We start from the raw sequence: 12,096 nt of genomic DNA on the forward strand, positions 1-12,096 counted from the left end.
GTGTGTGTGGATAGGCGTCTGCAAATCGCGAGAGACCGACTTTGTCGAGGAAATGAAGCGCGCGCTCGCGTGCTTCCGCGCGGCCTAGTTTGCGCGCCACGCGCAGTGGAAACACGACGTTCTGCAATACCGTCTTCCACGGCGGCAGCTGATCGAATTCCTGGAAGACGACGATGCGATCCGCGCCCGGCCCCGTCACGCGTTCGCCGTCGATCTCGATGCTTCCTGCCACCGGATCGATGAAGCCCGCGACTGCCTTCAGCAACGTCGACTTGCCGCAACCCGATGGGCCGAGCAATACGAAGCGATCCGCGCCATACACGTCGAAGCTCACGTCATGCGTCGCTCGAACGAGACGTTCCGGCGTGCGGTATTCGAGCGTGACGTTACGCGCGGACAAGAGTTTTCCGCTCGTGGCAGCGGCGCGGCCGCCTTCGACCGGATAAAGCAAGTGGGGATTTGCAGCCATGTCAGCAACGCATCAAAGCAAACCATCAAGATACCGGCGCGTGCTTCGTGCGCTAAACAATCATTGCGCATATCCAATGCATAAGCATGGATATGCGCCTGAGTGCTTTAGCTGCCGTCCTTAGTCGCGGGGTCGCTGAAGAAATAGTCCTGCCATGACTTCGGCTCGTTTTTGATCACGCCCACGCGGTGCATGAATTGCGCAAGCGCGAACGTGTTCTGAGGCGCGACCTTGAATTGCACCGCCGGGTCCTTGATGACCTTCACGAGCAGATTGCGGTCGATCTTCGCCTGATTCACGCGCAGATAGATATCGGCGGCGTCTTCCGGATGCTGCGTGACGAAGCGCGCGGCATCGGCGAGGCCATCGACGAAAGCGCGATACGTCTTGGGGTTCGCGTTCCTGAACTTCTCGGTGGCGTAAAGCACGGTGGCGGAGCTGGGGCCGCCGAGCACGTCGTATGAATTCAACACGATATGCGCCTTCGGATTGGCCGCCAGCTCTTGCTGCTGGAACGGCGGATTGCCGAAGTGCGCGTTGATCTCCGTGCCGCCCGCGATGATCGCTGCTGCCGCATCGGGATGCGGCACCGCCTGAGTGAGTTTGTCGAGCCGGTCGTATTGCTTGTCGCCCCATTGCTTCGCCGCTGCGTATTGCAGAACGCGCGATTGCACGGATACCCCGACCGCCGGCACCGCGATGCGGTCCTTCTCGCTGAAATCCGCGATGGTCTTCACGCGCGGGTCGTTCGACACGAGGTAATACGGCAGGTTGCCGAGCGATGCGACGCCCTTCACGTTCTGGCGGCCGTGCGTGCGGTCCCAGATGGTCAACAAAGGCCCCACGCCTGCTGCGGCTATGTCGATGGAACCGGAAAGCAGCGCATCGTTGATGCTCGCGCCGCCCGAGAGCTTCGCCCAGTCGACCTTGATATCGATGCCCTGCTTCTTGCCTTCCTGTTCGATGAACTTCTGATCGCGCGCCACGTTGAGCAGCAGATAGACCACGCCATATTGTTCGGCTATGCGCAGCGTGTCTTCGGCGTGGACAGCCGGCACGCCCGCGCCGATCGATAGCGCCAGCGCGGCGGCGAGCGAGCGCCATGCGCCCTTCCCTTGTCGAGAATGCATCGGAAACCCCGTTTTTATGGACTAATCGTGTGCTGTCAGAACGGCGTGTCGCCTTCAATCGTCGTGCGATACAGCTTGCGGCGCTGATCGTCCGGCGTACCGGCGGCGAGATGCATGACCGAGCGGTTGTCCCAGAACACCATGTCATGCTCGCGCCACGCATGGCGATAGACGAACGCAGGCTGCACACTATGCGCGAAGATTGCATCGAGCAACGCGCGGCTCTCGTCCTCCGGCATGCCGATGACGCGCGTCGTGAAATGCTCGCTGACGAAAAGCGCCTTGCGGCCGGTTTCCGGATGCGTGCGCACGATCGGTTGCACGACGGGCTTCACTTCCGCGATCTGTTCCGCAGTGAGATTGGGCCGCCACGGACTGCGCTTTTGCAACTCGGCATATTTGGCGAGGTACGTGTGTTCTGCCGTGCGCCCCTCCACTGCTTGTCTGAGATGCGCAGGCAGCGTGTCCCATGCAAGATGCTGATTGGCGAAAAGCGTATCGCCGCCAGTGGCCGGCAACTCTTGCGCATGCAGCATCGAGCCGAGGCTCGGCTTTTCCTTGTATGAGAGATCCGAGTGCCAGAAATGGCCGGCATCGCCCAGGCCGATCGGCTTGCCGTTCTCGACGATGTTCGACACGATCAGCACTTCAGGATGCCCGCTCAGTGCGAACTGATGCAGCACGTGTCGCTGCAAGGGGCCGAAGCGCCTGCTGAACGCAACTTGCTGCTCGGGTGTGATGCGCTGATCACGAAACACGAGTACGTGATAGTCGAGATGCGCGCGATGGATGCGCGCAAAATCGGCCTGCGAGAGCGGCCTGGACAGATCGAGACCGATCACCTCGGCGCCTAGCGGGCCATCGAACGGACGAATCGTGATGCGTTGCTCGACGGCTTCTTCGGAAGCGTCGTGGGTCGGAGAGAGAATCGTCACGGTTGCTTTGTAAACGGCGAATAGACGAACAATCTACGCCGCACGCGACGCATGAGCAAACAACGATACGCTATTTGGTTATTCGCCGGTACGCTAAGAACTCACTGAGTCATCGAGCGCATCGAAGGGCAATTCGACCTGCACTGGCGCAACGAACGCGTCCGTTTCTCCCGGCACGCTCAACGCACTGACGCGCACGCCGAGCAGGCGCAGCCGCCTATCGAGCGGAATACGTTTCAAACACTCCGTCGCCGCGCGGCGAATTTCGGTGGCGTCGGCGGTTGCGACGGGAATCGTCAGATCGCGCGTGACGGTGCGAAAGTCGTCGAAGCGCAGCTTGATGCCGACTGTTCGACCGACATAGCCCTTGCGTTGAAGATCGTCCGCGACGCGCTTGCATAAGTCAGTGAATTTGGCCGACAAGGTCGTGCGATCGTGCTTCGGATGGAGATCGCGCTCGAAGGTGGTTTCGCGGCTCATCGACTTCGGCGTGGAACTGACGACCACGTCACGATCGTCCTGTCCCTGCGCGATGCGCGCAAGCCACGCCGCATACGTGGAGCCGAAATGAGTCTGCAGAAAACCGAGGTCGGCGGCCGCGATATCCCCTACCGTCACGAGGCCAAGCGCCGCCAGCTTTTCGTTCGCCTTCGGGCCGATGCCGTTCACCTTGCGCGCAGCCAGCGGCCAGATGCGTGTGGGCAGATCGTCCATCGTCAGAATGGTGAGACCGTCGGGCTTGTCCAGCTCGGAGCCGATCTTTGCCAGCAGCTTGTTCGGCGCAATGCAGATGGAGCACGTCAGGCCGGTGGCTTCGTACACGGCGTTCTTCATGCGCTTGCCGATCTCGGCGGACTCTCCCGGCATATCGCTGACGTCGATATAAATCTCGTCGATGCCGCGATTCTCTATTTGCGTCGTGAAACTCGCGATTGCCGCTTTGAAAAGGCGCGAATAGTGACGGTATGACTCGAAGTCAGTCGGAAGCAGAAAGGCGTCGGGCGCAAGTTGCGCCGCCTTCATCATGCCCATTGCAGAAAACACGCCGAATTTGCGCGCTTCGTACGTGGATGTCGTCACCACGCCCCGGCCCGCGTAATCGCGCAGGCGCGCGAAGCGGCGTGTGCCATCGGGAAGCGTCTCCGGCATCGCGTTGCGCCCTCCGCCCACGACGACCGGCTGCCCGCGCAATTCCGGATAGCGCAGCAGTTCGACCGACGCAAAGAACGCGTCCATGTCGAGATGCGCAATACGTTTAACGGGGCTAGGCGTGGCGAGTGTCGAGGGTGACGCGTTCATCGACGGAGGAAAGACTCAAAGGCGGCGAGGCCGGATAGAAAATGGCCTACTGTACATTCATACAGTGATTTTCGCCAGTGCGCCGCCCGATGCTTACTCCGGCGTGCGTTTTTCCGCGAGCGCACGGCGGCAGTCGTCGAATACCTGTCTGACGACGTCGGATTGATAGTTGAGGTCTTCGCTATCGAGAATTTCTTCCACGGCGTCGCGGGCCCAGTCGGCTTCGAGCATCGCGCAATGACGCGTCGCAAGATCGCGGGCAATGGCGGCCAGTTTCGCGATGGTCAGCCAGTCCGCGAACCGCTGATGGCGGTCGAGCCATTTATGCGCCGCTTGCACATGAAACGACGCCGCCGGCCAGTCGCCATTCAGATAGAACGCGCCCAGGCTGCCGCATGTGAGCCAGCAAAGCAATTCGACGCGATCGCGGGCACTGAGAGTACGAGGGACATCGTTCATGGCGGCAGTTCACGAAAGACGTTTCGACGAGAAGCGCTAAGCACGCGCTTACGTTCCGTATTGAAACACGATAGCACGTGATGGTGCGGCGCGGCACTGCTCGCATTACGCGACATCGTGCGCTGACGAACGCTTTCGTCTGCCTCATTAACCGCTAATTCAAGAAGCCTAAGCTGCCTTGCATCGACGGCTGCTACCAGGGCCCGGCAAGTGAGACCGTCGATTCCTCAGTGAATTGTTTATGACGGAGCCCATCATGTTCGAACGCCTTTCTCAATCCCTCGTCGAATTCCTTTCCTCGCGGCGCGACGCCGGGAACGACGCTTACTTCGCTTCTTCGACCGATCTCGCGGACCTCGAGCGCCGCATGCGCCACGTTGAACAAGAAGCGCCCAGCTATACGCTGCCTTTTTGCGGTTCAGTGAGATCGCATGACAATGGAAGCCGCCCTTAACGCCTTGTCGCGTTCAGCGCGCCGCTATTTCGCATCGTCGCGGCCGGGCTGGCCAAGCATCACAGTCCAGCCAAGACCGCGCACATTGCGAATCACGCTCGCACCGAACTTCTTGCGCACCGAATGAATGAGCACGTCGACCGCGTTGCTCTCGACCTCCTTGCCCCAGCCGTAAAGACGGTCTTCCAGTTGATCGCGCGAGAATATCGTGCCGGGGCGTTCCATCAATGCGTGCATCAGAGCGAATTCGCGCGCCGATAGCACGCCTGAAGTCTCGCCGCACGTCAGCGTGCGTTGATCGAGATTGAGATTGATGGACTCGTCGCCCAGACGCGAGACCGCATAGCCCGCTTTTCTGCGCAGTACCGCGCGAATCCGCGCCAGCAACTCGGGCATGTCGAAGGGCTTGAGAAGATAATCGTCTGCGCCGAGATCGAGACCTTGGACCCGCGTGTCGAGGTCGTCGCGTGCGGTGAGGATCAGCACGGGCGTCGTGTTGCCCGCCGTGCGCGCCTGTCGCAACAGTTCGATGCCCGTCATGCCCGGCAAGCCGAGATCGAGCAGCACCACGGTGTATTCGGCGGCGTCCATCGCCTTGCGGCCCGCGTTGCCGTCGCGCACCCAGTCGACGGCGTAATCCGCGTCCTTCAGTGCGCGCATCAGACTCGTGCCGATCTGCACGTCGTCTTCGATCAGAAGAATTCGCATGTTGCACCTTGCTCATCGCAATGGGCAGACGTCAAAGCGCGAAGCGCTGGAAAAGCACGACCGGTCTCGAGCGATTCAGCGCGCCGCGTGGCGAATGAATTGTAGTCGGCGCTCAGGCGGTTGCAGCATTGCTTCGCGCGGGCGCATCGTCCGTGCTTTCATCGACGGGTAAGCCGAGGGCCGCGACGATGCCGGAACGCCCGTCGTCGCGATTGCGCAAACTCACTTCGCCGCCGTAGCGCACCGCGATGGCCTTGACTATCGATAAGCCAAGCCCGCTGCCTTCCACCTCTGCATTCGCGCGGAAAAAGCGCTCGAATACACGCGGCAGCAATGCCTCGTCGATGCCCGGCCCCGTGTCGATGACTTCGACCCACACCATGTCCTTGTCGCGACGCATGCGGACATCGATGATTCCGCCATCGGGCGTATAACGCACCGCATTGGACAGAAGATTCATCACCGCGATGCAGATGTCCGCTTCCACCGCGCGCACGTGCGCGCTGACCAGTTGTTCCGCGCCGACATCGAGGCCGCGCTGAAACGCAATCGGCAGCACATCGGCAATGGCGTCCTTGATGACGACGGACATATCCACGCGCTCTAACACGTTGCCGCTCAACGGCGCGTCCGCGCGCGCCAGTCTCAACAACTGCGAGATGAGACTGCCGCTGCGTGCGATACCGCGCCTGAGTTCGCGAAATCGCTCCTGATTGCCGGGCGCGATATGCGGCGCGAGGTTATCGGCCTGAAGCTGAAGCGCGGTAAGCGGCGTGCGCAATTCGTGCGCTGCGTCCGCAATGAATTTACGCTCGCTCTCTATGGACTTGGCGAGCCGTTCGATCATCGTATTGATGGATCGAATAAATGGCGCGAGTTCCGCAGGCACGCCGACGCTCGGCAGCGGCCTGAGATGCCCCGCGTCGATGGCCTGCACTTCATTGCCGAGCCGGTTGAGCGTGCGCAGCGAGCGCTGCACGACGAGCACCACGGCAATCCACATGAGCGGCAACAGCACGGCAATGGGCCATAGCGTTCGGGTGGCGTTCTCTTCCGCGAGCGCCCGGCGCACGGACGAACGTTGCGCCACCTGAATCGTCATCGTCGGTTCTTCTCGCGTGAAGATGCGCCACTCTTCACCGTTGAACGTGGCGTTCGAGAAGCCCGGCGGCGCATCGGGCGAGAAGCGCAACGATGGATCGGTCGTGCGAAACGGCCCTTCGTAGCCAGGCTTCCACAGCACCACGACGATATCGCGATCGTCCTGCGAGCCGCGCGCCGGATTCTTTGGAATGCCTTCAGCGAAGCCGTCCCGCATGCGCGCCGCCACCTGTTCGAGACGTAAATCGAGCAGCGCATTGATGCCGGCCTTGCTCAGGTGATACGAACTCACCCCCTGCACGATGCCGACTGCGCTCACCAGCAAGCCGAGCGCGACGACCAACTGGTTCCTCAGCGATTTGATCATGTCATTCCGCAGCGTCAAAAGAGTCGGGGCAAGCCGCGCGACCGAACGGCGGCACTTGCATCGATCAATACACTAACGCAGCGTTCGGCCCATCGAATGCCATGACGTTCGACGCATGGCGCCGATGGGCCGGACTATCTTCATCGCTTTCGAGCCGATGCCTCCGGCACGCAGGCGCTTAGTCCTGCGCCTGAATCAGCGGACTATCCTGCTTGTCTTTCGTCACCGCCGCATCGTTGCTGCGTTGCGTCGCGGCTTCATCGGCGGCAATGGTTTGCGTGTTCATGCCTTGCTGCGACGCGGGCGCGCCGGTCGAAGGCGTGTAATGCGGTGCGGGGCCATAGCCGCTTGCAAGCGCATAAGACGCGGCAAGCGAAGCTGCAACGAAGATAACGCCACTGAGTTTGCTCATCATGATCCTGCTCCTGAGGGTTTCATGTATCCACTTCATCGGCCTCATTGCACGGGTTCAGCAAGCGACCTTCCGAAATGTGCACGCAGTCTACGTGCGTGCCTTTACGTTGAAATCCCCCCAGAAGCGCGGATAAGAATGGGCGGGTGATCGTTCCTGTATGAAGTCCTTCGTCTTCAGACGTTGTCCTCGACGCCTATCGATACCGCGCCCGCGTTGATCGTCAAACGCGTGCGCTTGGCGAGCGCATCCTGCGGTGCAGTGCCATCCGCATTCAAGCTCTTCACCTTGTTGAAGATCGTGATGAACTGACCCGCCGTCACCGTTGCGGATGCATAGCCCAGGCCGTCGTGATCCGCATAGAGCATGTCCGGGTTGTTCTGCTGGATGAAGGTATCGAGCACGCCGGAAGAACTGATCAGCGACGCGAGCGGCATGCCCGCCGAGTAGGTCGCCACGTCTCTGAAGAAGGGCCGGCTGCTGATGCCGGCGGCCATCAGATCGACCATGACCGGCGTGCCTGTCGCGGGATCGGGATTGTCTCGCACGATGCCAGCCTGAAACGCATGGAGGTCGCCCGTGATCGCGACGAGGTTCGCGATGCCCTGTGTCTTCACGAACGACATCAGTTCCGCTTTATGCGACGGGTAACCGTCCCATGCATCGCAGTCGAGCACGAAAACCGTGTTCGCAGGCGCGGGCGCAATCGACCGCAAGTCGAGCCACATGCGGTTCATCATCACCTCGTTGCCCCAGACCTTCCACGTCGCGGTGGACGCCTTCAGCGTGTCCTTCCACCACTGGGTCTGCGTGGGGCCGAGTATCGACGGCACGCGGCCGAGACGCTGTGTATCGAGCGCCTCGAATTGTGCGAGCACTTGTTGCGGCACGAAGTAGCGCGAGCCGACGATGTCATTCCCGTTCACCGCATCATGGCCGAGCCCTTGCGCAATCGCCGCCTCGCTGACGACGTGATCGTCCCGATAGAGCCGCTCGTCGGTCATCATGAGATGCAGCAAAGCGCCAAAGCGGAAGTCGCGATAGATGCGGATGTTGTCGTAGTTTGCGTTATTCAGGTCGAACGATACGTCGCCCCAATCCACCGGCAGATATTCGGCCCACGCCTGATTCGCATTGCGGCGGCGCGCGGTCTGCCGCTCGTTCGCGTTCGTATAAGTTTGATGATCCTGCCAGCAGTCGTCGGAGAACTCGTGATCGTCCCAGATCGCGATCAACGGAAAGCGCGCGTGCACCGTCTGCAAGCGTGCATCGCTCCGATACGTGCGATAAAGCGTCCGGTAATCGGCGAGTGAATTCGCGTAGAAACCGCCGTCCGCATGCGGCACGCCGTCAGGCAAGGTGATCAGCGGATGCGCGGGCTCGGCGGCGTCTCTCGGCGAACCAACCGTTTCGTAGATGTAGTCGCCCAGATGCACGACGAAGTCGAGATCGGTTTCCGCCGCCATCAACGTCATGGCTTGCCAGTGATTCGCGCTCCAGTTCTGACAGGTGAACCACGCGAAGCGCAACCGTTCGATGGATGCGTTAGCGGCAGGCGCGGTGCGTGTGGTGCCCATCGCGCTAATATCGCCGCCCGCGATGAAACGATAATAGTAAGTCGTCCTTGCCGTCAGTCCGGTGACTTTCGCACGAACGGTATAGTCGTAAGCTGCCACCGCGCTCAACGCCACGCTCGCCGCGAGTTGCGAGAAATCGGCAAGCGGCGACACTTGCAAAGTCAAGGGCACAGGCTGCCCCGCGCCGCCTGCGTTAGCGACGCATCGCGTCCAGAACACGACGGACGTATCGCGCGGATCGCCGCTCGCGACGCCTTGCGGAAAGGCATAGGCACCCGTGGGCGGCGGCGGTGGCGTGCCGCCATTTCCGCTTCCTTCATCGTCGCTCGAATGATGACAGGCGACGAGCGTCCCCGACGCCGCCGCAACCGTATAGAACGCGGATAAAGACAAGAAGCGGCGGCGGTCCATAAAGCCTCCATTGGAAAGCGGCATCTGTTCTGAGGCTATAAACCGGACCTGTCGCTGTCAAGGAACGTGAGCGTCGTTGCGCACGAAACAGCACATGCGTTTGCTTATCTGGCTAGCGCGATTGCACGGCCCTCAATGGAAATACGAGTCTCGCGGAAGCAATGCCCAGAGCGCCGCCAAGCAGCGTTTCCCAGGCGCGCGCCGCGAGCAGCGGCACCGAGTGCACACCGCTTGCAACAAGCGTCACGATGAGCGCAAACGCAAATGCGCCGCACGCGATGTCATAGCGATCCGGCAAGGCCATCGCGTAGACGATCATCGCGAGCGCGGCCATCGTCCAGACGACAAGCGGCGCGTGCTCGGCAAGCGGCAGGCAAACCAGGCCCACGGGCACGCCGACCAGCGTGCCATAGATGCGCCGCCGCACGCGCTCCGCCGTGCCGACTGCCGATGTCGCGACGACATACACGCACGCGGTAATCGCCCATGCGGACTCGATGAGCCCGACCGCGGCGTTGAGCAGGACCACGACGAGCGCGCCGCATGCGGCTTGCAATCCCATCGCGAATGCAGGCGATATGCTGCGATTGCCGTAGGCGGTTTCGGAAGCGAGCGCCGGCAAAACAACCGGCCGCTCCGCTGGCCCGCTGAGAACACGCGGCACGATAGCGGCGATCATCGCGATGAGCGATGCGAGCGCGATCGCCCATGCATCCGTGAGCGTGAGGTTCATTGCATAGGCCGCCAGCTGACCGATATAGACTTGCGAGCCGACGCCCGCGCCGGTCACACCGAAGCGCTTCAGATAGCCCACGCAGAACGCGCCGGCCACGAGGATCAACTCCGCACCGCCGCGGCCGAACTCGCGAAACATCGGTCCCAACAGCGCGAGCGTCAATGCGCCGAATGCGGCAGCTGCACAGAGTATCGCCAGATCGCGGCTCGATTCCACACGCGTCGCACGCGCTTCGGACACGCTCGCCCACAGTGCAAAAGTCGCTGCAAGCGTGCCGACGGACACACTCGCCGGGGCCTCGCGCGTCACGTCGTGCAAAGCGCCGATCGCCGCCGCGAGACCGTAGGCCGTCACGAGCCGCAAGCCTTTGATGCGTCGATGCGTACCGGGGTCGACGCGATCGAGCCACGCAACCATCGCGGTGATAGGGCGCGCGCGTGCCGGTTGTCCGTCGTCCATCGCGATTCACCTCGAATGCGAGCTGGCCTGCAACGGATTCTAGGCGGTCTTTCTTCGCGTCGTGCGCTTGCCTGCGGCCGATTGCGAAGCGCCGTCCGCATGCGCCGCGGCTTTCGCGATGCAGTCGGCAAGGAGCGTCGCCGCATCGCGAGGAACGCGTCGCGCACGCTCGACGAGACCGATCTCGCGATAGAAGGTGTCGTCGCCGAGATCCAGCGCGACCGCACCGCGCGGCCATGCACCGATGCCCGCCGACTTCGGCACTAACGCGACGCCGGTGCCACGCGCGACGAGTTGCGCGATACCCTGCAATTCATCGACTTCGATTGCATCGTGGACGGCGATGCGTTTCCTGCGCAGGAAAACGTCAACTTGCCGCCCGCCGAACGAGCGGCGATCGTAGCGAATGAACGGCTGCGTTTCGATCAACTCGCGCCATTCGCCTCGCTTCAATGATGCAGGCGCGAGCAAGACGAACGGCTCCGCGACGAGCGTGCGCCATTGCAACTCGGACGGCATCGAGAAAGGCGGACGGATGATGACGGCCATGTCCATTTCGCCGGCATCGACTTGAGCGAGCAGATTGAGCGATACCCCCGGCACGATGCGAATGCACCACGCGGGCAACGTACGCCGGAACATGGCGATGGCATCGGGTAAAAGCACCGCATGTGCCGATGCAATTGCGCCAACGTTGAGCGTCCCGCCACGCTCATCGCTTCCTTCAGGTTCCGCAAGCCGCGCATAGAGTGCGATGAGTTCATCGGCGAGTTCGAGCGTGCGGCGGCCGGCGTCATTGAGCGTGGCGGACCGGCCGGTGCGGTCGAAAAGCGCAAAGCCGAGATGCGCTTCGAGCCGCTGCATCTGCGCGCTGACCGCCGATTGCGTGAATCCGATCTGCGCGCCCGCCGCTGCAAACGTCCCGTGGCGCGCCACCGCGATAAAAGTCGTGAGTTCGCGCAGCATGTTCGATTGATCGATTTCCGTTGAGCTGACTCCCAGAATATATCGTTATTCAGCAGGAATTTTTATCAATAAAATCGGAGCCCTGCTTCTCTCACGTTCAGGAAAGGACCGTCACATGAGCACCCCGCACGACGCCATGCCGCCGTTTCATCTCGCGTTTCCCGTCCATAGCCTCGCTGCCGCCCGCGAGTTTTACGGCGATCTGCTCGGCTGCCCCGAAGGGCGCAGTTCGAACGAATGGGTCGATTTCAATTTCTATGGTCATCAGATCGTCGCGCACCTTGCGCCCGAGGAAGCGGGACATCGCACGACGAGCGCCGTCGATGGCGACGCCGTTCCGGTGCGCCACTTCGGCGTCGTGCTGTCGATTCCTCAGTGGGAAGCGCTTGCCGAAAAACTGAAGGCTGCGGGGACGCGCTTCATCATCGAGCCGCATGTTCGCTTCAAGGGCGAAGTCGGCGAGCAAGCCACGATGTTCTTTCTCGATCCGTCGGGCAATGCCGTCGAGGTCAAGGCGTTTGCCGACATGGCCTCGCTCTTTGCAAAATGAAGACTTGCCGCGTTGCTTGAACGCGCTCAAACAAAAACGGGACGCTCGCGAGCGTCCCGTTTT

At 61.6% G+C, this 12,096-nt stretch carries 13 protein-coding genes; 2 read left to right on the top strand and 11 right to left on the bottom strand.

Annotated elements, in window-relative coordinates:
• The 5 genes from BG57_RS29715 to BG57_RS29735 form a co-directional block, all read right to left on the bottom strand.
• Positions 1-469, bottom strand: a 469-nt coding sequence (locus BG57_RS29715; protein WP_035970705.1) for an ATP-binding cassette domain-containing protein, incomplete at its 3' end; no start/stop codon positions are given.
• Between the two features lie 107 nt (positions 470-576).
• Positions 577-1,599: an ABC transporter substrate-binding protein gene (locus tag BG57_RS29720; RefSeq protein WP_035970687.1), complete on the bottom strand. Its 1,023-nt coding sequence runs from the start codon at positions 1,597-1,599 to the stop codon at positions 577-579.
• A gap of 35 nt (positions 1,600-1,634) precedes the next feature.
• Positions 1,635-2,534 (bottom strand): TauD/TfdA dioxygenase family protein, encoded by a 900-nt coding sequence (locus BG57_RS29725; protein WP_035970688.1) that lies wholly within the window; start codon positions 2,532-2,534, stop codon positions 1,635-1,637.
• Between the two features lie 93 nt (positions 2,535-2,627).
• Positions 2,628-3,833 carry a DNA polymerase IV gene (gene dinB / locus BG57_RS29730; protein WP_052006089.1) on the bottom strand — a complete coding sequence of 402 codons (1,206 nt, stop codon included), beginning with the start codon at positions 3,831-3,833 and terminating at the stop codon, positions 2,628-2,630.
• A 93-nt stretch (positions 3,834-3,926) separates the two neighbouring features.
• Positions 3,927-4,292, bottom strand: coding sequence for a hypothetical protein (locus BG57_RS29735; RefSeq protein WP_035970691.1), 366 nt, complete (start codon positions 4,290-4,292; stop codon positions 3,927-3,929).
• 256 nt (positions 4,293-4,548) lie between these two features.
• Between BG57_RS29735 and BG57_RS29740 the strand changes: the two genes are divergently transcribed.
• Complete coding sequence (locus BG57_RS29740; protein ID WP_035970709.1) at positions 4,549-4,746, top strand: DUF3563 family protein; 198 nt, start codon at positions 4,549-4,551, stop codon at positions 4,744-4,746.
• A 24-nt stretch (positions 4,747-4,770) separates the two neighbouring features.
• Here BG57_RS29740 and BG57_RS29745 read toward each other — a convergent pair whose 3' ends face one another.
• The 6 genes from BG57_RS29745 to BG57_RS29770 all read right to left on the bottom strand — a co-directional run bounded on the left by BG57_RS29745 (position 4,771) and on the right by BG57_RS29770 (position 11,483).
• Positions 4,771-5,454, bottom strand: a complete 684-nt coding sequence (locus BG57_RS29745) for a response regulator transcription factor (RefSeq protein WP_035970694.1) — start codon at positions 5,452-5,454, stop codon at positions 4,771-4,773.
• A gap of 112 nt (positions 5,455-5,566) precedes the next feature.
• The gene (locus BG57_RS29750) at positions 5,567-6,922 is read right to left on the bottom strand and encodes a sensor histidine kinase (protein ID WP_035970695.1); all 1,356 of its coding nucleotides are present in this window, start codon (positions 6,920-6,922) and stop codon (positions 5,567-5,569) included.
• Positions 6,923-7,100: 178 nt separating this feature from the next.
• Positions 7,101-7,337 (bottom strand): hypothetical protein, encoded by a 237-nt coding sequence (locus BG57_RS29755; protein ID WP_052006090.1) that lies wholly within the window; start codon positions 7,335-7,337, stop codon positions 7,101-7,103.
• Positions 7,338-7,510: 173 nt separating this feature from the next.
• Positions 7,511-9,322 carry an alkaline phosphatase D family protein gene (locus BG57_RS29760; protein ID WP_035970698.1) on the bottom strand — a complete coding sequence of 604 codons (1,812 nt, stop codon included), beginning with the start codon at positions 9,320-9,322 and terminating at the stop codon, positions 7,511-7,513.
• A 112-nt stretch (positions 9,323-9,434) separates the two neighbouring features.
• Positions 9,435-10,517 carry an FUSC family protein gene (locus tag BG57_RS29765; protein ID WP_035970700.1) on the bottom strand — a complete coding sequence of 361 codons (1,083 nt, stop codon included), beginning with the start codon at positions 10,515-10,517 and terminating at the stop codon, positions 9,435-9,437.
• A gap of 39 nt (positions 10,518-10,556) precedes the next feature.
• Positions 10,557-11,483 (bottom strand): LysR family transcriptional regulator, encoded by a 927-nt coding sequence (locus tag BG57_RS29770; protein WP_052006091.1) that lies wholly within the window; start codon positions 11,481-11,483, stop codon positions 10,557-10,559.
• Between the two features lie 115 nt (positions 11,484-11,598).
• Here BG57_RS29770 and BG57_RS29775 point away from each other — a divergent pair, with 115 nt between their 5' ends.
• Entirely contained in the window at positions 11,599-12,033 is a 435-nt protein-coding gene (locus tag BG57_RS29775; RefSeq protein WP_035970703.1) for a VOC family protein, read from the top strand.
• Positions 12,034-12,096: the final 63 nt, after the last annotated feature.

The organism is Caballeronia grimmiae, from assembly GCF_000698555.1.
GTDB classification, from domain to species: domain Bacteria; phylum Pseudomonadota; class Gammaproteobacteria; order Burkholderiales; family Burkholderiaceae; genus Caballeronia; species Caballeronia grimmiae.

Bases quoted from the DNA above. Each gene is read 5' to 3' on its own strand.
- BG57_RS29720 (WP_035970687.1), bottom strand. From the start codon at position 1,599: ATGCATTCTCGACAAGGGAAGGGCGCATGGCGCTCGCTCGCCGCCGCG.
- dinB (WP_052006089.1), bottom strand. From the start codon at position 3,833: ATGAACGCGTCACCCTCGACACTCGCCACGCCTAGCCCCGTTAAACGT.
- BG57_RS29735 (WP_035970691.1), bottom strand. From the start codon at position 4,292: ATGAACGATGTCCCTCGTACTCTCAGTGCCCGCGATCGCGTCGAATTG.
- BG57_RS29740 (WP_035970709.1), top strand. From the start codon at position 4,549: ATGTTCGAACGCCTTTCTCAATCCCTCGTCGAATTCCTTTCCTCGCGG.
- BG57_RS29745 (WP_035970694.1), bottom strand. From the start codon at position 5,454: ATGCGAATTCTTCTGATCGAAGACGACGTGCAGATCGGCACGAGTCTG.
- BG57_RS29750 (WP_035970695.1), bottom strand. From the start codon at position 6,922: ATGATCAAATCGCTGAGGAACCAGTTGGTCGTCGCGCTCGGCTTGCTG.
- BG57_RS29755 (WP_052006090.1), bottom strand. From the start codon at position 7,337: ATGATGAGCAAACTCAGTGGCGTTATCTTCGTTGCAGCTTCGCTTGCC.
- BG57_RS29760 (WP_035970698.1), bottom strand. From the start codon at position 9,322: ATGGACCGCCGCCGCTTCTTGTCTTTATCCGCGTTCTATACGGTTGCG.
- BG57_RS29765 (WP_035970700.1), bottom strand. From the start codon at position 10,517: ATGGACGACGGACAACCGGCACGCGCGCGCCCTATCACCGCGATGGTT.
- BG57_RS29770 (WP_052006091.1), bottom strand. From the start codon at position 11,483: ATGCTGCGCGAACTCACGACTTTTATCGCGGTGGCGCGCCACGGGACG.
- BG57_RS29775 (WP_035970703.1), top strand. From the start codon at position 11,599: ATGAGCACCCCGCACGACGCCATGCCGCCGTTTCATCTCGCGTTTCCC.